This is a genomic window from Streptomyces sp. NPDC007917, assembly GCF_042959105.1.
GTDB lineage: Bacteria > Actinomycetota > Actinomycetes > Streptomycetales > Streptomycetaceae > Streptomyces.
Window position 1 is genome coordinate 14,976 of record NZ_JBIBKK010000023.1, and the last position, 23,962, is coordinate 38,937.

Annotated in this window: 22 protein-coding genes and 1 riboswitch; of the genes, 11 read left to right on the top strand and 11 right to left on the bottom strand. The window is 70.9% G+C overall.

The features are described 5' to 3' along the window. The first annotated feature begins 134 nt into the window (after positions 1-134). Positions 135-923, top strand: coding sequence for a VOC family protein (locus ACFZDL_RS34235; protein WP_353594412.1), 789 nt, complete (start codon positions 135-137; stop codon positions 921-923). A gap of 13 nt (positions 924-936) precedes the next feature. Here ACFZDL_RS34235 and ACFZDL_RS34240 read toward each other — a convergent pair whose 3' ends face one another. Beyond that, the gene (locus ACFZDL_RS34240; protein ID WP_353594411.1) at positions 937-2,403 is read right to left on the bottom strand and encodes a DUF2079 domain-containing protein; all 1,467 of its coding nucleotides are present in this window, start codon (positions 2,401-2,403) and stop codon (positions 937-939) included. 59 nt (positions 2,404-2,462) lie between these two features. Here ACFZDL_RS34240 and ACFZDL_RS34245 point away from each other — a divergent pair, with 59 nt between their 5' ends. Further along, on the top strand, positions 2,463-3,245 hold the full coding sequence (locus ACFZDL_RS34245) for an HNH endonuclease family protein (RefSeq protein WP_353594410.1): 783 nt from the start codon (positions 2,463-2,465) through the stop codon (positions 3,243-3,245). Positions 3,246-3,264: 19 nt separating this feature from the next. Here ACFZDL_RS34245 and ACFZDL_RS34250 read toward each other — a convergent pair whose 3' ends face one another. Then, the gene (locus ACFZDL_RS34250; RefSeq protein WP_353594409.1) at positions 3,265-3,996 is read right to left on the bottom strand and encodes an alpha/beta hydrolase; all 732 of its coding nucleotides are present in this window, start codon (positions 3,994-3,996) and stop codon (positions 3,265-3,267) included. A gap of 150 nt (positions 3,997-4,146) precedes the next feature. Here ACFZDL_RS34250 and ACFZDL_RS34255 point away from each other — a divergent pair, with 150 nt between their 5' ends. Beyond that, complete coding sequence (locus ACFZDL_RS34255) at positions 4,147-5,097, top strand: helix-turn-helix domain-containing protein (protein WP_353594408.1); 951 nt, start codon at positions 4,147-4,149, stop codon at positions 5,095-5,097. 389 nt (positions 5,098-5,486) lie between these two features. Here the strand turns inward: ACFZDL_RS34255 and ACFZDL_RS34260 are convergent, their stop codons facing one another. Then, complete coding sequence (locus ACFZDL_RS34260) at positions 5,487-6,269, bottom strand: hypothetical protein (RefSeq protein ID WP_353594407.1); 783 nt, start codon at positions 6,267-6,269, stop codon at positions 5,487-5,489. Continuing rightward, positions 6,269-6,967, bottom strand: coding sequence for a hypothetical protein (locus ACFZDL_RS34265; protein ID WP_353594406.1), 699 nt, complete (start codon positions 6,965-6,967; stop codon positions 6,269-6,271). The genes ACFZDL_RS34260 and ACFZDL_RS34265 overlap by 1 nt, the downstream gene beginning before the upstream one ends. A 156-nt stretch (positions 6,968-7,123) precedes the next feature. Between ACFZDL_RS34265 and ACFZDL_RS34270 the strand changes: the two genes are divergently transcribed. From ACFZDL_RS34270 to ACFZDL_RS34290, 5 genes are all read left to right on the top strand, one after another. Next, entirely contained in the window at positions 7,124-9,433 is a 2,310-nt protein-coding gene (locus ACFZDL_RS34270; protein WP_353594405.1) for an N-6 DNA methylase, read from the top strand. 129 nt (positions 9,434-9,562) lie between these two features. Further along, positions 9,563-10,219, top strand: coding sequence for a hypothetical protein (locus ACFZDL_RS34275; RefSeq protein WP_353594404.1), 657 nt, complete (start codon positions 9,563-9,565; stop codon positions 10,217-10,219). Next, positions 10,216-11,763: a serine/threonine-protein kinase gene (locus tag ACFZDL_RS34280; protein WP_353594403.1), complete on the top strand. Its 1,548-nt coding sequence runs from the start codon at positions 10,216-10,218 to the stop codon at positions 11,761-11,763. The genes ACFZDL_RS34275 and ACFZDL_RS34280 overlap by 4 nt, the downstream gene beginning before the upstream one ends. Positions 11,764-11,950: 187 nt before the next feature. Then, positions 11,951-12,670, top strand: coding sequence for a SurA N-terminal domain-containing protein (locus ACFZDL_RS34285; RefSeq protein WP_353594402.1), 720 nt, complete (start codon positions 11,951-11,953; stop codon positions 12,668-12,670). Between the two features lie 14 nt (positions 12,671-12,684). Continuing rightward, positions 12,685-13,695, top strand: a complete 1,011-nt coding sequence (locus tag ACFZDL_RS34290) for a nucleoside triphosphate pyrophosphohydrolase (RefSeq protein WP_353594401.1) — start codon at positions 12,685-12,687, stop codon at positions 13,693-13,695. A 59-nt stretch (positions 13,696-13,754) separates the two neighbouring features. On the opposite strand, the gene ACFZDL_RS34295 is transcribed toward ACFZDL_RS34290, so the two are convergent. The 7 genes from ACFZDL_RS34295 to ACFZDL_RS34325 form a co-directional block, all read right to left on the bottom strand. After that, the gene (locus ACFZDL_RS34295; protein WP_353594400.1) at positions 13,755-14,510 is read right to left on the bottom strand and encodes an enoyl-CoA hydratase/isomerase family protein; all 756 of its coding nucleotides are present in this window, start codon (positions 14,508-14,510) and stop codon (positions 13,755-13,757) included. Between the two features lie 22 nt (positions 14,511-14,532). Continuing rightward, positions 14,533-15,789, bottom strand: a complete 1,257-nt coding sequence (locus ACFZDL_RS34300) for a cytochrome P450 (RefSeq protein WP_391193272.1) — start codon at positions 15,787-15,789, stop codon at positions 14,533-14,535. A 149-nt stretch (positions 15,790-15,938) separates the two neighbouring features. Continuing rightward, a complete protein-coding gene (locus ACFZDL_RS34305; protein ID WP_353594398.1) occupies positions 15,939-17,318 on the bottom strand; it encodes a cytochrome P450 in 1,380 nt (459 codons plus the stop codon). 8 nt (positions 17,319-17,326) lie between these two features. After that, positions 17,327-17,917: an ATP/GTP-binding protein gene (locus ACFZDL_RS34310; RefSeq protein ID WP_353594397.1), complete on the bottom strand. Its 591-nt coding sequence runs from the start codon at positions 17,915-17,917 to the stop codon at positions 17,327-17,329. Continuing rightward, complete coding sequence (locus tag ACFZDL_RS34315; protein WP_353594396.1) at positions 17,892-18,263, bottom strand: DUF742 domain-containing protein; 372 nt, start codon at positions 18,261-18,263, stop codon at positions 17,892-17,894. The genes ACFZDL_RS34310 and ACFZDL_RS34315 overlap by 26 nt, the downstream gene beginning before the upstream one ends. Further along, positions 18,260-18,661, bottom strand: a complete 402-nt coding sequence (locus ACFZDL_RS34320; protein WP_353594395.1) for a roadblock/LC7 domain-containing protein — start codon at positions 18,659-18,661, stop codon at positions 18,260-18,262. Before ACFZDL_RS34320 ends, ACFZDL_RS34315 begins: the two co-directional genes overlap by 4 nt. After that, complete coding sequence (locus tag ACFZDL_RS34325) at positions 18,658-19,782, bottom strand: ATP-binding protein (protein ID WP_353594394.1); 1,125 nt, start codon at positions 19,780-19,782, stop codon at positions 18,658-18,660. The genes ACFZDL_RS34320 and ACFZDL_RS34325 overlap by 4 nt, the downstream gene beginning before the upstream one ends. A 585-nt stretch (positions 19,783-20,367) precedes the next feature. Between ACFZDL_RS34325 and ACFZDL_RS34330 the strand changes: the two genes are divergently transcribed. From ACFZDL_RS34330 to ACFZDL_RS34340, 3 genes are all read left to right on the top strand, one after another. Beyond that, positions 20,368-21,639 (top strand): cytochrome P450, encoded by a 1,272-nt coding sequence (locus tag ACFZDL_RS34330; RefSeq protein WP_353594393.1) that lies wholly within the window; start codon positions 20,368-20,370, stop codon positions 21,637-21,639. Between the two features lie 231 nt (positions 21,640-21,870). Then, positions 21,871-22,812, top strand: coding sequence for a transglycosylase family protein (locus ACFZDL_RS34335; protein WP_391193275.1), 942 nt, complete (start codon positions 21,871-21,873; stop codon positions 22,810-22,812). Between the two features lie 261 nt (positions 22,813-23,073). Continuing rightward, positions 23,074-23,244, top strand: a riboswitch (cyclic di-AMP (ydaO/yuaA leader). A gap of 1 nt (position 23,245) precedes the next feature. Continuing rightward, positions 23,246-23,932: a transglycosylase family protein gene (locus ACFZDL_RS34340; RefSeq protein ID WP_353594391.1), complete on the top strand. Its 687-nt coding sequence runs from the start codon at positions 23,246-23,248 to the stop codon at positions 23,930-23,932. Positions 23,933-23,962 lie beyond the last annotated feature (30 nt).

Sequence of the window (23,962 nt, forward strand, 5' to 3'; positions counted from 1 at the left end):
CGCGGCCGGTATCGATGAGGTGAGAGGCGTGTGGTGCCGCGCCGAGTGGCGGCCCGGCCGCACCACGGGACAATGGGCCGAGGGGGTGTTGCGTCCGGCCGCCGCGACGGCCGGGGACCGACCCGGAGGCGCCGATGCCCGAAGTCACCGAGCCGTACCAGCCCGGTACTCCCTGCTGGATCGATGCGGTGGCCCCCGACCAGGCGGCCGCCCTCGCCTTCTACGCCGAGGTCTTCGGCTGGGAGGGCCGCCCCGGCCCGCCCGAGACCGGCGGATACGCGCTGTGCACCCTCAAGGGCAAGCCGGTGGCCGGCATCATGTCGGCCGAGGCGATGGGCGACCAGCCCGCGCCGCCGCCCGTGTGGACCACGTACTTCGCCTCCGCCGACGCCGATGCCTCGCTTCAGGCGATCACCCGCAACGGCGGCACCGCGTTCACCCCGGTCGTCGAGGTGATGAACCTGGGGCGGATGCTGGTGACCGCCGATCCGACCGGGGCCGTCTTCGGCGTCTGGGAGCCGCGGGAGTTCCCCGGCGCTGGCGTCGTCAACGAGCCGGGCGCGCTGATCTGGAACGAGCTCAACACCACCGACCCCGAGGCGGCGGCCGCCTTCTACGAGGCGGCGCTGGGGTTCGAGAGCGCCCCGATGGAGGGCGCCGGGGACTACTTCTCGCTGTCCGTGAAGGGACGTCCGGTGGGCGGGATGCGGCCGCTGGACGCAGGCGCCCCGCCCGAGGCGCCCTCGCACTGGCTGGTCTACTTCGCGGTCGCGGACACCGACGAGACGGCGGCGAAGGTGGCCGAGGCGGGCGGGACGGTGTGCCGGGAGCCCTTTGACATGGTGGCGGGCCGGATGGCCGTGGTCCAGGACTCGCAGGGGGCGCCGTTCGCCCTGATCGCCCCGAAGCCGATGAGCGCGTGAAAGGCGACCGGGGTCAGGCCGCGTCGGCCCGCTTGAGCACGAAGTAACCGCCGCTGGAGCCGAGGTACGCGTACCGGGCGTTCGGGTGCAGCTGCTTGGCGTACGCGATGAGGTCATCGGGCGTGCGCTCCGGCTCCTGCAGGGCTATGTAGTCCGGCACGACCCCCTGCGTACCGCCGACCCACAGCACCCGGCAGCGGCTGGTGAGCCGGCTTATCGGCCCCACGTTGGCCTCGACCGACGCCCCGTCCGGGATGCGGTCCAGCAGCCGCTCGACCTCGGTGACCTCCTTCGGCTTGTGGTAGAAGTCCGGGTCGGTGAGGTTCTCCAGGGGCAGGGAGGCGGTCAGCGCCAGCGCCGCGCCGGCGGCCATGCCGGGCAGCTGCCGGGCGTAGGAGGCCAGCCAGGGGCGGTGGCTGTCGCGGGTGCGGTGGACGGCGTCGACGAGGGCGAGCGCGACGATCGGCATCAGCACCGCGCTGTAGTGCCAGTCCGTGCCCCAGTAGTGGTCGTCGTGGGAGACGAAGCGCCAGCCGAGGGTGGGCACGGCGGCCAGCAGCAGCGGGGAGCGCAGCGCGAGCAGGCCGCTGGTGGGCAGCAGCACCCACAGCAGGGTGCGCACCGCGGTCTCCAGGGGTATGGTCCCGGTCTGCTCGCCGCCGCTGCCGACCTTGTCCCAGTAGTCGTACGAGCCTGAGCCGTTGAAGCTCGGGATGATCACGCCGAGCGCGAGGGCGGAGGCCAGCACGCCGAAGCCGATGAGGCCGACCGCGAGCGGGACGATCCGCGGCGGGCGCTCCCGCCAGGTGCGGACCAGGATCACGGCGCCGATCGCGGCCACCGTGACCCCCATGTCCTCCTTGACGAAGACGAGCGGGACGGCCCACACCATCGCCGCCGTCCAGCGTCCGCGCACCACCGCCTCCAGGGAGAAGGCGAGCAGCGGCATGGCGAAGGCGATCTCGTGGAAGTCGAAGTCGACGGCCCGCTGGACGCCCCAGGACAGCCCGTACGCGACGCCGATCGCCAGCCCCCGTCCCCGCCCCAGCAGATGGGCCGCGACGCGTGTGACGGGAATGGTGGAGACGGCGAAGAGGGCGGCCTGGGCGACGAGGAGGGTGACGGGGGTGGGGAAGACCCGGTAGAACGGGGCGAGCAGGGCGGTGACCGGGCTGAAGTGGTCGCCGAGGATGTTGAAGCCGGGGCCCTTGAGATCGGCGACGGGGGTCTGGAAATGGGCGTAGGAGCGTATCGCCTGCTCGAAGATGCCCAGGTCCCAGGACATGGTGGCCATCCGCCGGAAGCGGGTGATCGAGATGGCCGCGAAGGCCACGAAGAAGCCCGCGGCCAGCCAGTACGGGTCCAGCCGGGGGTGGCGCAGCCGGGCTGCCTGGGTGCCGTCCGGCCGGGCACGGTCCAAGGTGGCGTCGCTCGCCCCCTCGGCGGTGGTGCCGGGCGGGAGTGCGGCGGCCGTGTCCATCCAGGGTCCTTATCGTGTGGGCGGTCTGTGCGAAAAGATACGCGAAGGAGGCCGGAGGGTTGCAGAGACGGTTTGGGCAGGTTCTGATTCCGGGGCTCGCCGCGCTGGCGTTGGTCTCCGGATGTTCGGGCGGGAGCGGGGACGACGGCGGTGGCCGGGGCGGCGGGGGCCGGGAGGGCGGCCCGGACGGTGGTGTGGCGCCGAACCCGTACGTGCTCAGCCCGCTGAAGAATCCCGACGGTACGAAGCCGGGCCTGGGGCCCGTGACCAGCGACGCCGACAAGGCCGCGGCCCGGCGCCTCATCGACCAGCTGCTCACCAAGGGGCGGGGGCCGAGGACCGGCTACGAGCGGGACGAGTTCGGCTACGCCTGGATGGACACGGCCGACGGGGTGCCGCTCGCGCGCAACGGCTGTGACACCCGCAACGATCTTCTGAAGCGCGACGGCCGGCGGCTGCGCTTCCGGTCCGGCTCCGACTGCGTGGTGGTCTCCATGACCCTGCGCGACCCGTACACGGGCAAGACCATCGAGTGGCGCAAGCAGAAGGCCACCGAGGTGCAGATCGACCATGTGGTGCCGCTGTCGTACAGCTGGCAGATGGGCTCCTCCCGCTGGCCGAAGAGCAAACGCGAGCAGCTGGCCAACGACGCGCTCAATCTGATCCCGGTCGAGGGCCGTGCCAACTCGGCCAAGGGCGATTCCGGGCCCGCGTCCTGGCTGCCGCCCAGCAAACAGATCAGGTGCGCCTACGCGGTCCGGTTCGCCCAGGTCGCCATCAAGTATCAGATGCCGGTGACTGAACCGGACAAGCAGATGATGCTGCGCCAGTGCGGCGGTTGACGAGCGGCCCGGGCGGTCTCTACGCCGTGAAGAAGTCGATGAGATGGCCGGCGATCGTGCCGGGGGCGTTCTCCGTGGGGATGTGGTCCGCCTCTGGGATACGTACGAGTGTGGTACGCGGGATCTCCGAGGCGAACCGCTCGGCGTACTCCACCGTCTCGAAGGCGTCGTCCTCGCCCCAGATCAGCAACTTGGGCGTCGTCGATCGCCGCAGTGCGGGAACGAGATCAAGGGTGTGGCGGCTGTCGGCCGCGCCCGCCATGGCCATCCAGGAGCGGCGAACCCGCGGATCGGTCCACGGGTCCAGATAGTCCGCGATCCGCGGCTCGGTGGCGGCGCTGCCCAGCGCCGCCGTCACCGCCTGCCGGCGGGCGGCGAGAACGTCGTCGGCTGTGGTCCCCGGGCCGCGGAACCGGGCCACGTGGGGCGCCGGCCAGGAGTCGTAGGTGACCGAGTTGACCAGCGCCAGCCGCGACACCTCCAGGCGACCGTGGACGAGAAGGTGCTGGGCGACGGCGCCGCCGATGTCATGGCCCGCCACGGCGACCGGCCCGGAGATCTTCAGCGCGGACGCGAATCGCGCCACCCAGTCCGCAAGCGCCGGGACCGTGGCCGTTTCCGGGGTGAGCTCGCCTCCCGAGCGCCCCAGTCCGGGGAAATCGACCGCAAGGGGCCGCATCCCCGCCTCGGCGAGGCGGCCCAGCACCGGGAGCCAGACCCGACTCCAGTACGTGCCGTGCAGCAGCAACACGACCGGGCCGTCCTGCTCCGCGGTCAGGTAGCTGGCCGACCGCCGTCCTCAACACTCTCGTTCCGGTGGTTCCACTCATGGGACCACTGTGACCGGGGCCGGCCTCCCGGTCCGAGAGTCCGGAAAGACACCTGTGGGTACATTCCTGCCATGAACCTCCATCGGGTGGTGGCCCTGCTCACCCCGCCCCAGTCGCCCTTCGAGCTCGCGTGTGCCGCCGAGGTCTTCGGCACCGCCCCGCAGGACGAGCCGGCCCGCTACAGCTTCCGGATCTGCGCCGAGCGCCCCGGTTCCGTGCGGACCACCATCGGCTTCGCGATGCTCGTCGACGCGGGTCTCGAGGCCCTGCGGGACGCGGACACCGTGGTCGTCCCCGGCTGGCAGCAGTACGGCACGCCCGTGCCCCCGGCCGTCACCGGTCCACTGCGCGCTGCCCACCAGCGGGGGGCGCGGATCGTCGCCATCTGCACGGGGGCCTTCGTCCTCGCCGAGGCCGGACTGCTCGACGGCCGTCGCGCCACCACCCACTGGCGCAGCACTGCCCGGCTCGCCGCCGCCTTCCCCGAGGTGCGGGTGGACCCGAACGTGCTCTTCGTGGACCACGGCGACGTGGCGACCAGCGCCGGAACCGGCGCGGGCATCGACCTGTGCCTGCACCTGGTGCGTTCCGACCACGGCGCGGCATACGCCGCCCGGATCGCCCGGAACATGGTCCTGCCACCACACCGGGAGGGCAGCCAACTCCAGTACGCGGTCCAGCCCGCGCCGGCCAGAGCGGACGAGTCACTGGCGCCACTGCTGGAGTGGGCCACCTCCCGGCTCGACACCCAGCTGACCCTCGGTCGCCTCGCCGAACGCGCCGGGCTGTCCAGCCGGACCCTCGCCCGGCGGTTCACCGAACAGCTGGGCACCAGCCCGGGGCAGTGGGTGCTCGGCCAACGCCTCGACGCGGCACGGGCGCTGCTGGAGCAGACCGACCTGCCGGTCGAAGCCATCGCCACCCGGGTCGGACTCGCCTCGGCGGTCAACCTGCGACGCCGTTTCCGGACGCACCTCGGCACCACACCCGGCGCCTACCGGCGGACCTTCAGCGAAACCTGATGGCACAGCCGGGCGTTCCCGCACACAGTGCGGCGGATGACGGCTCCGGGGCCACCGGGGGACCGGGCGTGCGGCTGCGCTGCGCGCAGGCTCCGCTTCGCTGCGCCGATGCGCCGTCTCGCGGCATTCGGTTCGGGCGGGTGCGGGTTTCGTCTCGGACCCTCCGGGTCCAAAGCGCCGGCGAGAAGGGGGGGAGGGGGCGGCCGGCCCGGTGTCCCGATTCCTGGGCCCGGCGGGTGGCTGGGCTCAAAGAGGCTCCGCTGCGCTCCGCCGCAGCTGCTGCCGCGCGGTGGTTGAGCGACGGGGAGCTGCCCGCGCAGACCTGGGCCTGGGCCCCGTCCGTGGACGGGGCCTGACGCCCTGCAGGCGGGTGGCCGGTCGGCTTTCGCTCAGGCGGCGTCGAGGTCGACGATGTCCCCGGTCGGGGCCTTGGCGTCGACCGGCTTGTCGAAGTCGCTGAACTTGACCGTGCCGGGCTCCTTGCCGCCCTTGATGACCATCTTGAGGATGTACGGCTTGCCCTCGGTGGCGACGTAGGTCGTGTACGTCTCGTCGCCGTCGGTCTCGGTGAGGGTGATGGCGGGCTTGCCGTCGACCGTGGTGGTCTTACCCTTGCGCGCGAGGTTCGGGCCGCCCTCGAAACCGGCCAGCATGGTGTCGGAGTCGCAGGCGCTGGCGAAGTCCTTGAAGTCGGAGCCGGACGCCTTGGACTTGGTCCAGCGGTCGCCGATCGTGTCGGCCGCTGCCGCGCCGTCCTTGCCGCCCTGTGACTTCCAGAAGGCGCGGTCGAACTTCATGTAGATCAGGTCGCCGGTTTTGACCAAATCGACCTTGCCCTCGGTGCCGAAGGACATGTTGCCCACGCACTCGCCGTTGTTGGCCGAGGACATGCGGTACTTCATGGGGCCGCCGTCGACTATGCCGTCCAGGTCCGTGGTCAGGGACGTCGCCGACTTCATCGCCTTCATGGCCTTGTTGGCGATCTGCGGACCGGTCAGCTTCTCCAGATCGGAGCCGGGGGCCTTGGCGGACTTGCTGGGTGTGGCCTTGGAGCTCGCCGAGGCCGACTGCCCGGACTTGCCGGCGTCGCCCTTGTCGTCGTCGGAGCCACAGGCGGTCAGGGCGAGTGCGGTCACGGCGCACAGGGCCGCCAAGGTCATGGTGGAGCGCATCAGCTGGTCTTCTTCCAGTTCTTGCAGCCGTTGGTCTTGAAGTATCCGTCACCCGCGGCGATCGTCACGATGCCGTTCGCGGAGACGTTCTCATTGGCGATGATCGAGTCGATGCCGTGCAGGGCGTCCTTGCTGCGTTCCCAGTAGCAGGTGTCGTCATCGGCGTTGCCGGTCGACTTGTACGTACCGGGGGCGATGTCGGCCCCGATCCGGTACATGCCGCCGTTCCCGTCCACCTCGGACTTGGGGGTGCCGGAGGCCTTGGCGGGGACGGCTTCCCAGTCCTTGCAGCCGTTCGACTTGAAGATCTTGTCGCTCGCCTTGATCGTCACATAGGCGGTGCCCATGACGTTGTCGTTGGCGATGAGCGAATCGGTCTCGCCGCTGGAGTCCTTGGCCCGCTCCCAGTAGCACATACCGTCGGTGTTGTCCGTGGATCTGTAGGTGCCGGGCTTGACGTCGGAGCCGACCTGGAAGGCGCCCTCGCCGCCGATGGCGGGCTTGGCCTTGGGCTTGTCGCCGCCCTTGTCCTTCGAGCCCCCGCCGGAGGTGTCCCCTTGGGCGACGGTGTCCTTGCTCTTGTCCTTGCTGTCGTCTCCCCCGCTCGCCAGGGCACCGCCGATGGCGATCACCACGACGAGCGCCCCCGCGCCTGTGAGGACCTTGTGCCGGGCAAACCAGTTCTGCTGCTGCGACATGCGACAGCCCACCCCTTCTGACTCGTCCGGGAGCCGGTTGCGGCCTCCGTGAACCGATGGGTCAATAAGAGCAGAGTCTGTGAACCGAGTCAACAAGAGTTCGATCGGGGGTACGATTCACAATGTGAACGGGTCTATTTGAAGATCGCTATCGGTATGCTCGACGTGACAGCCGCACCACGGGACGGAGTCAGCCAGGTGCCCGACAACGCAGCAGAGGTGACCGCCGCCGGGATCGCCCGGCTGGCCGGGGTCGGCCGCGCCGCCGTCAGCAACTGGCGCCGCCGCCACGCGGACTTCCCCAAACCGGTCGGCGGCACCGAGACCAGCCCGACCTTCGCCCTCGGCGACGTCGAGCGATGGCTGCGCGCCCAGGGCAAGCTCGCCGAGGTGCCGCTGCGCGAACGCGTCTGGCAGGCGCTCGCCGGGCATCCGGACGGGGCCGCCGCCGCGCTCGGCCCCGTCGGCGCCGCACTCCTCCTCGTACGGGACCGGCCCGCCCAGTGGCGCCGGCTGAGCGAGGCCGACGACCGGCAGCTGGCCGAGCTGCTGCCGCTCGCGCTCGCCCCGGTGCTGACCGCCCGGCTCGGCGAGGACCACCCGGTGCCCGTCGCGGACCCGGCCGGGCTGCGGCCCTTCGTACCGCTGCTGCGCCAGGCCGTCGAACTGGCCGCCGAGACCGGCCCGCGCGAGACCTATGAGTTCCTGATCGGGCGACATCTGGACGCCAACCCACGGCAGTACACCGTCACCCCGCCCGAACTCGCCGAGCTGATGGCCGCCCTGGCGGGCGTGGCGGGCTCGCCGGCCGAACCGGCCGGCCCCGGGCCCACCGTTCTCGACCCCGCTTCGGGCACCGGCGGGCTGCTGTGGGCCGTGCTGCGCACCCACAGCGCGGCCACGCTGTACGCCCAGGAGCTGGACCGCGACCTGGCCGCGCTCACCGCGCTGCGGCTGGCTCTGACCCACGAGGCCCCTGACGCACGGGTGCGGGTGCACGGCGGCGACAGCCTGCGCGCGGACGCCCTGCCCCAGCTCTCCGCCGACGCGGTCGTCTCCCACCCGCCGTTCAACGAGCGCAACTGGGGCCATGACGAGCTCGCCTACGACCCCCGCTGGGAGTACGGCTTCCCGGCCCGCACCGAATCCGAGCTCGCCTGGGTCCAGCACGCCCTCGCGCACGTCCGCGACGGCGGCACCGCCGTGCTGCTCATGCCCCCCGCCGTGGCCTCCCGCCGCTCCGGCCGCCGCATCCGCGCCGACCTGCTGCGGCGCGGCGCGCTGCGGGCCGTGGTCGCGCTGCCCGCCGGGGCCGCCCCGCCGTACGGCATCCCGCTGCACCTGTGGGTGCTGCGCCGCCCCGCCGCCGGACAGCCGAGCGCGCCGCGGCTGCTGCTGGTCGACGCCGCCGCGGCCGTGGCCTCGGCCGCGGGCCCGGCCGACGGCCCGGCGGCGGCCGTCCCCGGGTACCCGGCGGCCGCGGCCTCCCCGGGCCGGGACAAACTGCCCTGGCAGACCGTGCGCGACACCGTCCTCGACGCCTGGCGCGCCTTCGACGGCGGCGACGGCGCCCCCGAGCGGCCGGGGGTGTGCCAGGCGCTGCCCGTGATCGAACTTCTCGACGACGACGTCGACCTCGCCCCCGCCCGCCATCTGCCGCCGCCCGCAGCGGGCGGCGGCGCCGAGGAGCTTGCCGCCGTCCGCGACCGGCTCACCGCCACCCTGGCCCGCACCGTCGAACTGACCCCCGTCGCGCCCGGCGGCCCGGATGCCCCCGAGGACCGGGCGGCGGGCGCGCCGGCCGGGGCGCAGGGCGCCCGCTGGCCCATGACCACCGTCGGCGAACTGGCCCGCGCGGGCGCCCTGGTGCTGCGCACCGGCGGCGCGGCGACGGTGCCGGGCCCCGGACGGCAGCCGGCGGGCGGGGGACCGGGGGCGCCCCCGGTGCTCACCGAGACCGATGTGCTCGCCGGGACCGGCCCCACCGGCGCCCTCCCCGCCCCCGCCGCCCCGGCCCCCGCGCCCGGCCCGGCCGCCGCTGAGCGGACCGAGACCGCCGCCGAGGAGCCGGTGCTGACCGAGCCGGGCGATGTGGTGGTGCCGCTGATCGGCGGCGGCACGGTCGCCCGCGTGGTGGACGAGGCCGCGGCCGGGGCACTGCTCGCCCGCAATCTGTGTCTGCTGCGGCCCGATCCGCAGGCGCTCGACCCCTGGTTCCTCGCCGGGTATCTGCGCGGCGGCGCCAACCAGCGGCAGGCCAGCAGCTACGCCTCCACCGCCACCCGGCTCGACGTACGCCGACTGCGGCTGCCCCGGCTCCCGCTCGACGACCAGCGGCGCTACGGCGAGCACTACCGCACCCTGGCCTCCTTCGAGGAGGCGCTGAGGCTCGCGGGGCGGCTGGGGGACCAGTTGGTACGGGGGCTGTACGACGGCCTGGCCGACGGCACGGTCCAGCCCCATTGATCACGATTGTGTGATCAAAGAGACGACGGATCCGTACAACCCGGGTTCGCCCCGCCACGTCGATGTATACGCTCAAACGCGCGCACGCGCGCGAGCACCCCTCGGCACCAGGTCCCTCCAGGAGCAGCCATGCACGGCCACGCCCCCGCGCCGCCGCCCCGCCCCGCGTCCACCGCCACGGTGGCCCTCCTGCGGGTGGTCTTCGTCGGCCTGACGATGCTGACCTTCGGCCTGCTGTCGTGGGTGACGATGCTGCGCGTGGCCATCCTGCGCCGCCGGGCGCTGGACTGGCTGCTGTTCTGGGGCACCTGTGTGGTGGTGGTGCTCGCCTTCGTGGAGTTCGGGACCGGACCGGATGAGCCCGACGCGCTGGCGTACACCACCCTGGCGGGGATGTTCCTGCTGTCCTGCGCCGTGGCGACGCACTACCTGATCGTCGACATCAAGCACCACCGACCGGCGCCGGGTGTCGCGCCGGGTGTCGGGCCGTACGTCCCGCCGGGGTATCCGGCCGGGCCCGGGCCGTACGGCTACCCGGTCCCGCCCCACCAGGCCGTACCGCCGCAGCAGCCCCTCCAGCCGCAGCAGCCCCTCCAGCCGCAGCAGCCCGTGCCGCCGCACCAGCCTGCGCCGCCGCACCAGCCCGTCCAGCCCCAGCCCCAGGCTCAGCCTCATCCGCAGGCCGAGCCCCAACCGCAGCCCCAACCCCAACCCCAGCGCATCCAGCGCGTGCGCGCCGAGCTGGATGAGCTCAGCGACTACCTCCGCAGGGAGCAGGGCCGTTGAACGGACGCGTCGTCGCCGACCGCTATGAGCTGGCCACGCTCCTCGGCCAGGGCGGCATGGGCCAGGTGTGGACCGCCTACGACCGGCGGCTCGACCGCCGGGTCGCGGTCAAGCTGCTGCGCCCCGACCGGATGGCGATACCCAGCGACGGCGGGGACGGCGTGGACGATCTGCGCCGCCGCTTCGTCCGCGAGTGCCGGGTCACCGCACAGGTCGACCACCGCGGTCTGGTCACCGTGCACGACGCGGGCAGCGACGGCGACGACCTGTACCTGATCATGCAGTACGTCGAGGGCGCCGACCTCGCCGACCACCTCGCCGAACACGACCCCTACCCCTGGCAGTGGGCGGTGTGCGTCGCGGCGCAGCTGTGCGCGGTGCTCTCCGCCGTCCACGCGGTGCCGATCGTGCACCGCGACCTCAAGCCGCGGAACGTGATGATCCGCCCCGATGGCTCGGTGACCGTCCTCGACCTCGGCGTCGCCGCCGTCCTCGACACCGACACCACCCGCCTCACCCACACCGGCTCGCCCATCGGCAGCCCCGCCTACATGGCCCCCGAGCAGGCCATGGGCGGCGCCGTCGGCCCGTACACCGACCTGTACGCGCTGGGCGTGCTCATGCATGAACTCCTCATCGGCAATGTGCCCTTCGCCGGCTCCACCGCGCTCGGCGTACTGCACCGCCACCTCTACGAGCCGCCGGTCCCGGTCCGCCAGGCGCGGCCCGAGGTGCCCGAGGCGCTGGAGGCGCTGGTGCTGCGGCTGCTCGCCAAGGACCCTCAGCACCGGCCGGCCGACGCCCAGGAGGTCTACCAGGCGCTGGCTCCGCTGCTGCCGTACGCCGCCGCCGCGCCCGGTGTCGCCGCCACCGGCCCCATGGACCCCACGCGCCCCTTCCTGCGCCCGCACGCCCCCTGGCCGGACCGCCCCGCCCCACCGCCCGCCCCCGCCCCGCCGGCTCCCCCCGCCGCCCCCGCCCGCTCGGATGTGGCGGCGGCCGTCGACGAGGTCAAGCGCCTGCTCGACCAGGGGTGGATCACCCAGGCCGTGGACATCCTCGGCGCGATCCTCCCGTCCGCCGCCGCCGAACACGGCGAGCTCTCCCCGGTCGTACGGTCGCTGCGCAAGCAGTACGCGGTGACGCTCATGGACGACGGGCAGTACCGCCGGGCCCTGCCCGAGCTGCGCCGGCTCGCCGACGAGTACGCCGCCGAGTCGGGCCCCGAAGCGCTGCGCACCTCGCTGCAGTTCCGCTACGAGGCGGCCCAATGCCTCGAACAGCTCGGCGAGGCGGCCCAGGCGCTGGTCGAATACCGCACGCTGCTCCCGTACTTCGAGCAGTACGCGGCCACCGACCCGGCCACGCCGCTGGAAATCCGCCGCAGGACCGGGCACTTGCTGCTCTCCCTCGGAGACCGCCCGGCCGCCCATGACATGCTCGCCCGCCTCCTGTACGACGCCGAGCGGCTGCACGGCCCGCACCACCCCTTCCCGGAGGAGATCCGCCGCACGCTGCACTGGCTCGGGCAGGTCCGCGGCTGACGAGGTGGCCTAAACCCCCGGCGAATCGTTGTCGAAGCTTCCCTGACGTGTGATAAATTTGCTGCGCCTCGTAAGAGGTCGGTTCGGGCTGGACCGCAACCCTCGGGTTGGAAGCACCTTCCTTCGGGTAAGGGAGCGGAGTCACACCATCGATCAACGCCAGGTCGATTTACGCCGGGAGGCCCCCATGCTGGAAAACAATGGGGGTCAACCCCCATATCGCCGAAAGACCCGCGCCGCCCTCGCCGTCCCCGCCGCGTCCGTGCTGCTCGCCGCCCCGCTGCTGACCGCCTGCGGCAATGACGCGCACCCCGGTGCCGCCGCCGTCGTGGACGGCAGCCGGATCACCGTCTCGGAGCTCCAGGCGCGGGTCAACGACGTCCGGGACGCGCAACGCGGCTCTCCCAAGTCCGAACAGCTGGTGGCGGGCAGCGGTCAGCTGAGCCAGAGCACCCTGATCCGCATGATCCAGTTCCGGGTGATCGAGCGGGCCGGCAGGGACAACGGGGTGCGGGTGACCCCCCGCGATGTGCAGCAGTGCCGCAAGGCCGTCGAGTCGGCGGGCGGCGCCGAGGTGCTGCGCGGCCTCCAGATGGGGCAGACGACGAAGTGCCGCCCGACCTCCGAGGCGCAGCCGGGCGGCGCCTCGGCGCTGCGCGACTTCTATCTGGAGCAGGGCATCGCCCCGGACCGCATCGACGACGCGCTGCGCGTGGAACTGCTGCGCAACGGGCTGGTGCACAAGCTCGGCAGCGCCAAGGTGAACCAGGTCTTCGCCCGGACCTCGAAGGCGCTGGCGATCGAGGTCAACCCGCGCTACGGGACGTGGGACGACACCCGGGGCACGGCGGTGCTGACCAAGGAGACGTGGCTGCGGACCTCCGGGGATGTGAAGCAGCAGGCGTAGGTTACGTTTCAGGGGTGACCGCCTCCGAAGCCCCGGGCGCAGCCCCTGCCGCAGGCCCTACCGGCCGTATCGTCCTGCTCACCACCAGCCACCGGGTGGCGCCCGGACTGCTGTCGTGGCCCGCGTGGCAGGCGCTGCGCGGCGCGGACCGGGTGCTGTGCGCGGACTCGGCCCATCCGCAGCTGCCGTATCTGCGGGACGCGGGCGTCGAGGTGGAGGAGGCGGCGCCCGGCGCGCGCGAGCTGGTCGACTACTGCGCGACCGCGCCGGGCCGTACCGCCGTGGTGCTCACCTCGGCGGACGGGGAGTCCGCGCTGACCGACGGGCTGGCCCGGCTCGCCGGGTCCGGGCGGGAGCGGATGCCGGACCTGGAGCTGCTGCCCGGCGCGTACGACCTGCCGGGCGCCCGGCTGCTCGACCTGGTCCAGGTGATGGACCGGATCCGGGTCGAGTGCCCGTGGAGCGGCGCCCGCACCAGCGAGGAGCTGGTGAAGTACGGCATCGAGGAGGCGTACGAGCTCGTCGAGGCCATCGAGCAGGGTGACCGCGAGGCGCTGCGCGAGGAGCTGGGCGATGTGCTGCTGCAGGTCGTCTTCCACGCCCGGATCGCGCAGGAGGACCCGGACGAGCCGTTCTCGATCGACGAGGTGGCGGGCGGGATCGTGGACAAGCTGATCCGCCGCCATCCGCATATCTTCGGCGAGGAGGCAGCCGAGACCGCCGAGGACGTCAGGGAGCACTGGCTGCGTACGAAGGCGGCCGAGAAGCGGCGCGACTCGGTCACCGACGGTGTGCCATTGGGGCAGCCCGCGCTCGCGCTGGCCGCCAAACTGGCCTCCCGCGCCCGTACGGCGGGCCTTGACGTGCCGCTGCCCGAGGGGGAGGGCGTCGGCTACGAACTGCTCGCCCTGGCGGTGCGGGCGGCCGAGCGGGGCGTCGAGCCGGAGACGGCGCTGCGCGCCGCGGCCCGTACGTACCGGGACGCGATCCGGGCGGCCGAAGGCGCGCGGGGCGGCGCGCAGTAGCGCCTGCGATCCCCTGCGAGCCCCTGGGCCGCAGGGGGTCGCAGGGGGTCGCAGGCGGATCAGGCGTCCGCCGACCGTCCGGCGGCGATCACCGACGCCATGAGCTCGGCGTCCAGCAGGCTGGTGTCGGCGAGCCGGCTGCTGGAGGCGTAGGAGTTCAGCAGCGCCTTGGTGACCCGTAGCGCCGCGGCGGAGCGGCGGACGACGGGCCGGGTCCACTCGTCCACCACACGGTCCAGCTCGGCCTCCGGAACGACCCGGTGGAGCACCGACAGCCGCTCGGCCTGGATCGCGTCGAACCCGGCGCCGGTCAGGATCAGTTCGCGGATCCGGGCGGCTCCCGCCTCCTGCAGCAGCCGGGGCAGCGAGCCGCCCCAGGCGGCCGGGAGGCCCAGGGCGAGCTCCGGCAGCCGGAAGCGGCAGTCGTCGGCCCCGACGCGCAGATCGCAGAAGAGGGCCAGGGCCAGTCCGGCGCCGACGACCTGGCCGTGCAGCCGGGCGATGGTGACGGCGCTCGTGGTGGCCAGGGCGTCGCACACCCGGCGGGCCTTGCCGCCGGTGGTCCGCAGCCCGTTGCCGGTGGGGTCCGTGGCGAGTTGTTCGGCGTATTCCCGGCGGTCGCCGCCCGCGCAGAAATGCGAACCGGCCCCGGAGAGGACGACCACCCGGATATCGGGGCGGTCGTGTACGGCGCCGAGTACCGCGAGCAGATCGTCCAGTACGCGGTCCGTGATGGCGTTTCCGTTTTCCGGGGTGTTGAACCGCACCTGCACCACGGGGCCGTCGTGGGTGACGTACAGAGACTTGAGCGACACGCCGCTTTCCTCTTCCCGCTGCTCAGCGTTCGGCGACATGGAGTGCGGTGAGTCGGCGGAACGCCATGCGTGGTTCCCACAAGGGTGGTGTGGTGACGCGCAGCGTCGGGAAACGGCGGTTGAGGCCCTGGAGCAGTTCGGTCGCCTCCAGCCGGGCGAGCATCGCTCCGATGCAGAAATGAATGCCGCCGCCGAAACCGAGGTGACTGGCCGTGCGTCCGATGTCGAAGGTGTCGGGGTCGGCGAATTGGGCCGGGTCGTGATTGGCTGCCGCGATCATGACGTGCACCACCTCGTCCCGCTGTATTCGGATGCCGGAGAGAATGCTGTCCTCCGTGGCGACGCGGGTGGTCAGATGAATGGGCGGATCGTAGCGCAGGACCTCCTCGACGGCGTTCGGCACGGCCTCGGGGTGGGCCAGCAGCCAAGCGCGCTGCCGTGGGTGCTGGTCGAGCAGCCAGACCATGTTCGACAGCAGGGTGGAGGTGGTCTCCAGCGAGGCGATGACGATGAACATCACCAGGTGGTAAAGCGTTTCGTCAGCGATCTCGCGGTCCGGTTCGAGCTCGTCCCAGGTGCGGATCCAGCGGGAGAGCGGGTCGTCGCCGAGGGAGCGCCTGCGCTCCGCGACCACCGCGGTGAAATACTCGCGTAGACCTTCGGCGGCGATATTGGCGTGGTTCAGCTGGCTCTTCGAGGGGAGTAGTTCCTGGGCATATGCCTGGCCGTGGGTGAGCTCCCTGAGCAGGGCGTGGTCGGCATGGGGGAGTTTCAGCCAGTGGCTGATAGTGGCCACCGGCAGCTCCTCGCCCACCAGGGTGGAGAAATCGGCCTCACCGGTCGCGCGCATCCGGTCGGAAAGCCGGTCGAGAAGGTTTTCGACGGTCTGCGTGACAAAGGGCTGCAGACCGGCCAGTGTGGAGCGGTCGAATACGTTGCCGAGGGAGCGCCGCTGCTGGGTGTGCACCGGCGGATTGAGGCCCTGGAGAGTTTTGCTCAATTGACGTGAGGCGGGCGCGTTCCAGCGATTTCCATCGCCCTGGCGCGCCCGCCACTCGGCATCGAAGGTGGCCCACGCTTTGCTCCGGAGGACCTGGTCGCACAGTTCGTGCGAGAGCAGGAGGTGGCCGCCCCAGGGGGCGGGCACGACGTCGCCCATTGCCCTTAGTTCGGCGTAGATGGGGTAGGGGTTCGCCTGACCCCGGGAAGCTCGTAGGCGGGATATGAGTGAAACCAAGGAGCGTCGGTCAACAATGGTGCCGGCGGCGGTAGGTTCCACAACCACTCCTTCTGGACAGCACCCCGGTTGGGGTCACACTAAGTCGCGTAATTGGCCGGAACTGATCAGTCCGCGCGAATTCGCGGTAGGTCCTACCCGCACGATTGAACATCCATTCATACGGAAATTGGTTCGAATTGTGGGCAAGATCACGACTTCCACCAGGCGAGGAAAGAGCTCCACACGCTGCTCTTCGACGCCTTGCCCTGGGGGCGTGCCTGCGGTACGGCCGCGGCGGTGACCGCGGGGCCGGTCTGCGCGGGGGGAGTCATCATCGGGGTCTGCTGGGCGCGGACCGGGGCGAAACGGGCCGGAAGCGAGGTCAGCGCCCGGTGGAAGGGGCCGGGCCGCCACTGCAGGCTCTCCACCGGCACGGCCAGCTCGACATCCGGCAGCTGGTTGAGCAGGTTCTCGATCGCCCCCACCGCGATGAGCTGGCCGGAGTCCTTGGCCGGGCAGGCGTGCGGCCCGGCGCTCCAGGCCAGGTGCGCGCGCTTGCTGAGGACCTGGCGGGACGAGGACAGCGCGGGGTCGGTGTTGGCGGCCGCGAAGCTGATCAGCACGAGATCGCCGGCCTTGAGCACGCTGCCGCCGAGTTCGACGTCGTACACCGGGTAGTGCGGGGCGTAGTTGGCCATCGGCGGAAAGTTCCACAGGACGTCGTCGATGACGTCCTCGACCAGCAGCCCGCCGGCCTGCGAACCGCCGGCGTGCTTCTCGTCGCACAGCAGCAGGTACAGACCGTTGGCGATCAGGTTGCGCTGGGGCTCGGTGCCGGCGCTGATGAGCATGACCAGCTGATGGATCATCTCCTCGTCGGTCAGCTTGGCCGGGTGGGCCATCAGCCGCGAGGTGACGTCGTCGCCCGGCTGCCGCCGCTTGAGGGCGATCAGCTCGATCAGGGCCTGGGTGAGCTCCTCGTTGGCCTTCTCGGCGTCCATGCTGGCGTCGAAGATGCCGGAGGTGCCGATGACCAGCCGGTCGCCGATGGACGGCGAGCAGCCGAAGAGCTCGTTGAAGACCAGCAGCGGCAGCATCTTGGCGTAGTCGTTCAGCAGGTCGGCCTCGCCGAGGGCGCTGAACTGGCTGATCAGGTACGAGGAGACCCGCTCGACCTGGCGGCTCAGCCAGTGGGCGTCCACGCCGGCGAGGCTGTCCGTCACCGCCTGACGCAGCCGCATGTGCTCCGCGCCATCGGTGAACAGGGCGTTCGGCCGGTAGGCCAGCATGGGCAGCACCGGGTTGTTCGGCGCGACCTTGCCCTCGTTCAGATCACGCCAGCGGCGCGAGTCCTTCCGGAACGTGTCGGGGTTCTGCAGCAGTTGGAGAGCCGCCGAGTAGTCCGTGACGAGGGTGGCGTCCACCCCGGGGGCCAGCTCGACCGGCGCGGTTGGCCCGTAGTGGCGCATATGGCTGTAGAACGCCTGGGGATCGGCCGCGAACTCCGGTCCGTACATCGGCACCCGCCGACCGCTGTTGTGAGCGGGGCAACCGGGTGGTGGTTCGGGGAAGGCCGACTGGTTGTTCATGCTTGCTCCTAGCGGGCACGGTCCTGCAGATAGCGCACCAGCGTGATCAGCGCGTTGGCCGATGACTTCTCATCGCGCGCGTCACAGGTGACGACGGGGGTCTCCGGAAGCAGATCAAGAGCCTCGCGCAGCTCATCGTCGGAGCGGACCGGCGTGCCGTCGAAGTGGTTGACGGATATCGCGTAGGGGAGTCCGTACTGCTCGACCAGGTCGATGACGTCGAAGGACTCCTTGAGGCGCTCGGGGTCGACCAGCACCAGCGCCCCGAGGGCGCCGCGGGTCATGTCCTCCCAGACCTGCACGAAGCGCTGCTGTCCGGGCGTCCCGAACAGGTACAGGACAAGTCGGTCGCTGAGGGTGAGCCGGCCGAAGTCCATGGCCACGGTGGTCGTGGTCTTGCCCTGGACGCCGCGCAGATCGTCGACGTGAGCCGCCGCCTGCGTCATGGTTTCCTCGGTACGCAGCGGGGGAATCTCCGACATGGTGCCGATGAAGGTCGTCTTGCCTACCGCGAAATGTCCCACCACCAGGATCTTGGCAGCTATCTGCACATCGTTGCGCAGATAGACGTCCTCATCCGAAGCGGGCCTGGAGACCATCGAGCACCTCCTGAAGGACCGATACGTCGACGAGTTGGGCGGGGGGTGCCGGGGCGCGCGTGACGAGATAGCCGTCCGAGGAGAGATCGGACAGCAGGACCTTCACGATGCCGATGGGAAGTCCCAGGTGTCCCGCTATTTCGGCGACCGAGAGGTAGCCTCCGCCGCACAGGTCAAGCAGGCGGCGCTTCTCCGGGTCGTAATGGCTCGGTGGCTGTTTTTCGGAGGCGGTGACCAGCGTGATCAGATTGAACTGGTCGTTCTCCGGCAAACCGCGACCGTTGGTGATGACGTACGGTCGCACTAAGGGCGCGGCCTCTGGCTCTTGCTCACCCGGTGTAATCATGCCTGAATACTTGTGTTCTCTCGAGGCGGAGTGCTGAGGGCCTTGCCGAGCTGGCCGACGAGCTGCTGCATCCGGAAGGTGATGTCCGCCATGTCGACGTCGGGGGCGGACGAGACGGCCAGATAGGCGCCCTCACCGGCGGAGATCAGGAAGACCCAGCCGCCGTCGAACTCCACCAGCGTCTGACGCCAGCTCATCCGGGGGTCGCCACAGAAGGTGGACATCGTGCGGCTCAGTGACTGGATGCCGCTCATCGCCGCGGCGATCGAGTCGGCCTCGTCCTTCTGGACGTCCTTGGAGCGGGCCATCAGCAGACCGTCGGCGGAGACCAGGAGCGCATGACGTGCGCCTGGTACCTCCAGGGCGCTCTCAAGCATCCATGACAGATCGTTGTTCACGAAAGATCGTGCCCTTCCCTGCTCGGGTTTGCGGAGCGGCCTGACTGAGTGCCGCGCTGGAAGGCGCCCATGATCGAGGCGGTCTCCTCACTCGACCGGGTCGCGCCGGGCGTGAAGTCCGCCCTGGGCACGATGGAGATCGAGCCCTTGCGTCGGCGTTTGGGCAGTCCCCCGGGGGTGGAGGCCTCGTCGGCGGGAGCCTCCTCGCCTCGGGCCCGGGCGGCGGGCGGGACGACCGCCGGCGGCTCCTCCGGCTCGGGCATGTTGGTCAGAAGGTCCTCGGGCAGAAGTACCACTGCGCGCACACCACCGTAGGGAGAGGCCGAATCCACGGAGACAGTGAAGCCATATCGGGCGGCGAGCACACCGATGACCGCGAAACCGAACTGCGGGGGGTTTCCCAGGCCCGTGACGCCCGACGCGCGCTTGGAAGACAGGAGCTCATCGGCCCTGTTCTTCTCTTCCTCGTTCATACCGACACCGGCGTCGTCGATGATGATGCAGACGCCCTTGGGCACGGTGCGGATGGTGATGTCGATGGGGGAGTCCGGCGCCGAGTAGCTGGTGGCGTTGTCCAGCAGCTCGGCCAGTGCCAGCGCGACCGGTTCGACGGCGCGGCTGACCACCGCGAAGTTCGACTGGGAACGGATCTCGACGCGTGTGTAGTGGCGGATGCGGCCCTTCGCGCTGCGGACCACGTCGTACACCGAGGCGACGGAGCGCTGACGGCCGAGCCAGCCGTCACAGAGCACCGCGATGGACTGGGCGCGCCGACCGAACTGCGAGTTCATGTGGTCGATCTCGAGGAGGTCCTGGAGCATGTAGTGCTCGCCGTACTTCTCCTGCGTCTTGGAGATCGCCAGCTGCTGCTCGTTGGCGAGACCCTGGAGGGTACGCATCGCGGACTTCAGCGCGCTCTTCGTGGCCTCTTCAGCGCGGGTATGGGCTTCCTGTACCGATGCCGAATAGTTGCTTTCGAGCTCGGTATAGCGATTCTGGAGCTCGATCTTCTCGTTGACGAGCTTTGTACGCGCCTTTCTCCCGCGAAATATGGCGGTTGCGGCGAGAGGCGTACCAACGATCAGAGCCCAGAGCGCTGGATCCTGTATGTATTGCGTCATGAGACTCTCTTTAAACGACTAGACCGCCAGGGACTGAAAGGGTTTCGCACGGTGCGTTCCGAATTCGTGGACGGGGCGACGGCGAGTCAGTGCCCGGACGGCGCCCGCTCGGCCCGAGGACGGTGCGCTCGTCTCCACGGCGCCAGTGCGGGGGCGTCGGTCTGCCGGATCGGCTCCACATGCCCGACTGGCGGCATAATGCTCCTCAGAGTGATGACCCTTTTCGGCTTTTTGCCGGATCGCCGCGTGTCTACGCGCCCATGGCTCGCCTGGCAAGCGCGGTGATCGTATCACCAGGGTCAGGGACCGATGTGCATGTGCCTCCGTCCCATTCGCGCACCTGACGCCGATTCAGCCATCCGCTCTTCGCCCCGCGTTCACGGGGGTCGCCGAGCGCGGCAGGACATCGCGGGGCCGGGCGGGCGAGGGCGCCGCCGGATGTGCGGTGGCGGTCTGATATCGGCCAATCACACTGCGCTGGAGTGCGCGACCGGACAATTCGTACACGCATCGGATAAACACCCGGTGTTTATGCCCTTTTTCTATGGAATCAGGGATTCCGGGGCCCTGCCGTATTGTCGGGGGGTGTCAGACCAGTCCCGCCCCGCCTGCTCCCCCACCCTTTTCAGCTGGGAGTTCGCCACCGATCCGTATCCCGCGTACGCCTGGCTGCGGGAACACGCCCCCGTTCACCGGACCACTCTGCCCAGCGGCGTCGAGGCATGGCTGGTGACCCGCTACGCCGACGCCCGGGCCACGCTCGCCGACCCCCGGCTGTCGAAGAATCCGATTCACCACAGCGAGGCGGCGCACGCCAAGGGCAAGGTGGGCATTCCGGGCGAGCGCAGCGCGGATCTCATGACACATCTGCTCAATATCGACCCGCCCGACCACACCCGGCTGCGGCGGCTGGTGTCCAAGGCGTTCACCCCCCGCCGTGTGGCGGCCTTCGCCCCGCGGGTGCAGGAACTGACCGACGGCCTCATCGACGGCTTCGAGACAAGAGGAGAGGCGGACCTGATCCATGAGTTCGCCTTCCCGCTGCCCATCTACGCCATCTGCGATCTGCTGGGCGTCCCCCGCGAGGATCAGGACGACTTCCGGGACTGGGCGGGGATGATGATCCGGCACGGCGGCGGGCCGCGCGGCGGGGTGGCGCGGGCGGTGAAGCGGATCCGCGCCTACCTCGCCGATCTCATCCACCGCAAGCGGGAGTCGCTGCGCGAGGATCAGGAGGGGAGGGCCGACGATCTGATCTCCGGGCTGATCCGGGCCAGCGACCACGGCGAGCACCTGACCGAGAACGAGGCCGCGGCCATGTGCTTCGTGCTCCTGTTCGCGGGTTTCGAGACGACCGTCAACCTCATCGGCAACGGCACCTATGCGCTGCTGCGCGACCCCGCCCAGTGCGACCGGCTGCGGCGGGCCGCCCATGAAGGGGACGAGGGGCTGCTGGCGACCGGCGTCGAGGAACTGCTCCGCTATGACGGGCCGGTGGAGATCGCGACCTGGCGGTTCGCCACCGAACCCGTGGTGATCGGCGGGCAGCGGATCGCCACGGGCGAGCCGGTGCTGGTGGTGCTCGCCGCCGCGGACCGTGACCCCGCGCGCTTCGACTCACCCGATGTGCTCGATCTCTCCCGTACCGACAACCAGCACCTCGGCTACGGCCACGGCATCCATTACTGTCTGGGCGCGCCGCTGGCCCGGCTGGAGGCCCAGACCGCCATCGGCACCCTGCTGCGGCGCCTTCCCGACCTGCGGCTCGCGGTGGAGCCGCAGGAGATCCGCCGGCGCGGCGGCCTGATCATGCGCGGGCTGCGCGAACTGCCCGTGACCTGGGGTCCGGTCAACTAGTGCGGTGCCCCGTCCGGTGGTGAGCAACGTCCTTGGGGCCCCGCATATGTGACAAAACATCAGCGGCGTGACCGCTGCGTGACCTGGGATACATCTGCTTGTGATGATCGGATGGCGTCGCTATGTTCAACCGACGACTCAGCCGCCACACGAGAGGCAGAACGCATGCGCTCCGGGAACGGTCGACACCGCCGCCCCCGTCAGGCTCCGGCAATCGTGGTCGCAGCGGGGGTGACGGGAGCGAGCATCGCCATGCCGCTCTTCGGCGCCGCCGGCGCCCAGGCCGCGGATGCCACCCAGGCCTGGGACCGCGTCGCCGAATGCGAGAGCGGCGGGATGTGGAGTGCCAACGGAGGCAATGGCTTCTACGGCGGTCTGCAGATCACGTTGGACATGTGGCGGAAGTACGGCGGCCAGCAGTACGCCCCGCGCCCCGACCTCGCCAGCCGCTCCCAGCAGATAGCCATCGCCCGGACGATCCTCGCCGACCGCGGCCCGGACGCCTGGCCGAGCTGTGCGCTGGACGCCGGGCTCGCGAGGCTCGGCGACGCGCTGGAGCTGAACCCCGGCGGAAAGGACGCGCCGGAGGCCAAGGGGTCGGAGGAGCCCACGGGCATCGACGACTCCGACGCGGCTGAATCGTCCGACAACTCCAGCCGGGGCGATCGGACGGACAGTTCTGGTGTTTCCGACAGTTCCGGAGAATCCGGTACGTCCGACAAGGCCGGTAAGCCGGATCCCTCCGCGACGCCCGGCGGCACGTCCGGCGAATCCGACGCGTCCCGCGAGAAGGGCGGCTCCGCCCCGGACGAGGACGGCGCGCACTCCGGCCGCGACGCCAAGGGCGAGGACGACTCCTCCGGCGCCCCCAGTGGCCGTCACCGCGGTACGCCCGACGCCCGCGAGCAGGACTCCGCGGGCGCGGCGGACGACGACACCCGGTCCTCGGGGCGCCACGCCTCGCGCGACGGCGCGGAGCGCGCCGAGACGCCCCTCCAGCCCCTCGGGCGCGCGGACTACACCGTGCGCGACGGTGACAACCTGTCAGACATCGCGGACGACGAGAAGGTGGACGGAGGGTGGCCCGAGCTCTATGAGGCCAATGAAACCCTCATCGGAGCCGACCCGGACCTCATTCACCCTGGTCAGCGTCTCGATCTCAGTGCGAGGTAGCGGCAGTTCGGGGTGAAATGCCCGATCTGGCGGCGGTGAGACATACATCTCGTCACATCGCCCGGCGTGCGTCGGCTGTCCGATCTTTCCGTACCCGGCCTCACCTGCGTAGATGTGGGACGGCTGGGTGTGGATACGGCCTCATTCGCTGGGATGTCGGTGTTTGAACCTCGTCGGAAGGTGTGTTTAACGTCTTTCCGCTCGCCACCGCGGGCACCGTCGATCGTCACGCCGAGTCCTGCCGGCGGTCGGGGGGAACCAGACGCGTTTGCGCCGAAGGCAGGAGCGGGGGAACCAAGGTAGGCGCCGTAGCGGCCCGGAGACGGGCGCGTTCGGCTCGGGGTGAAGCCAGGGTGCGGTCAGCCGCACCCGGCCGGGCAACTCACAGCCCGAACCCGACAGCTCACCTCGTAGGCGTCGGTGAGGAACGAACATGCGTAACGACAAGGGTAAGCACCGCCGTCCCTCCAAGGTCACCCGCATCGCCGCGCTCGCCGGCGTCGCCGGTGCGGCCGTCGCCGCACCGCTCCTGGGGGCCACTTCCGCCTCGGCCGCGACCACCGCCCAGTGGGACGCGGTCGCCCAGTGCGAGTCCGGCGGCAACTGGTCGATCAACACCGGCAACGGCTTCTACGGCGGCCTGCAGTTCACCAACTCCACCTGGGCCGCGTACGGCGGCACGGCCTTCGCGGCCCGCGCCGACCTGGCCACCAAGGACCAGCAGATCCAGATAGCCGAGAAGGTCCTGGCCGGGCAGGGCAAGGGCGCCTGGCCGGTGTGCGGCAAGGGGCTGACCACCACCGGCTCCCCGGCCCCCGCCACGTCCACCACCCAGCCCTCGAAGCCGGCCGCCCAGCCGGCTCAGAAGGCCGAGCCCGCGCAGCCCGCGAAGCCGAAGGCGCAGCCCCGCACCGAGGGCGAGCACGCCGGGCGCGGGCAGGCCCGCCACGCGATCAAGAAGGGCGACGGCGAGTACAAGGTCAAGGCCGGCGACACCCTCTCCAAGATCGCCGAGGCGCGCCACGTCAAGGGCGGCTGGAAGAAGCTCTTCGAGCTGAACAAGGACATCGTCGAGGACGCCAACCTCATCTACCCGGGCCAGCAGCTCCACCTGTCCTGACCCGCCCCGCCGGGCCTCCCCCCACCCCGG

Excerpts from the sequence above, each read along its gene's own strand:
- ACFZDL_RS34340 (WP_353594391.1), top strand. The coding sequence starts at position 23,246 with ATGCGTAACGACAAGGGTAAGCACCGCCGTCCCTCCAAGGTCACCCGC.
- ACFZDL_RS34315 (WP_353594396.1), bottom strand. The coding sequence starts at position 18,263 with ATGATTACACCGGGTGAGCAAGAGCCAGAGGCCGCGCCCTTAGTGCGA.
- ACFZDL_RS34270 (WP_353594405.1), top strand. The coding sequence starts at position 7,124 with ATGCTCGACGTGACAGCCGCACCACGGGACGGAGTCAGCCAGGTGCCC.
- ACFZDL_RS34260 (WP_353594407.1), bottom strand. The coding sequence starts at position 6,269 with ATGCGCTCCACCATGACCTTGGCGGCCCTGTGCGCCGTGACCGCACTC.
- ACFZDL_RS34235 (WP_353594412.1), top strand. The coding sequence starts at position 135 with ATGCCCGAAGTCACCGAGCCGTACCAGCCCGGTACTCCCTGCTGGATC.
- ACFZDL_RS34265 (WP_353594406.1), bottom strand. The coding sequence starts at position 6,967 with ATGTCGCAGCAGCAGAACTGGTTTGCCCGGCACAAGGTCCTCACAGGC.
- ACFZDL_RS34285 (WP_353594402.1), top strand. The coding sequence starts at position 11,951 with ATGCTGGAAAACAATGGGGGTCAACCCCCATATCGCCGAAAGACCCGC.
- ACFZDL_RS34310 (WP_353594397.1), bottom strand. The coding sequence starts at position 17,917 with ATGGTCTCCAGGCCCGCTTCGGATGAGGACGTCTATCTGCGCAACGAT.
- ACFZDL_RS34305 (WP_353594398.1), bottom strand. The coding sequence starts at position 17,318 with ATGAACAACCAGTCGGCCTTCCCCGAACCACCACCCGGTTGCCCCGCT.
- ACFZDL_RS34325 (WP_353594394.1), bottom strand. The coding sequence starts at position 19,782 with ATGACGCAATACATACAGGATCCAGCGCTCTGGGCTCTGATCGTTGGT.
- ACFZDL_RS34255 (WP_353594408.1), top strand. The coding sequence starts at position 4,147 with ATGAACCTCCATCGGGTGGTGGCCCTGCTCACCCCGCCCCAGTCGCCC.
- ACFZDL_RS34275 (WP_353594404.1), top strand. The coding sequence starts at position 9,563 with ATGCACGGCCACGCCCCCGCGCCGCCGCCCCGCCCCGCGTCCACCGCC.
- ACFZDL_RS34240 (WP_353594411.1), bottom strand. The coding sequence starts at position 2,403 with ATGGACACGGCCGCCGCACTCCCGCCCGGCACCACCGCCGAGGGGGCG.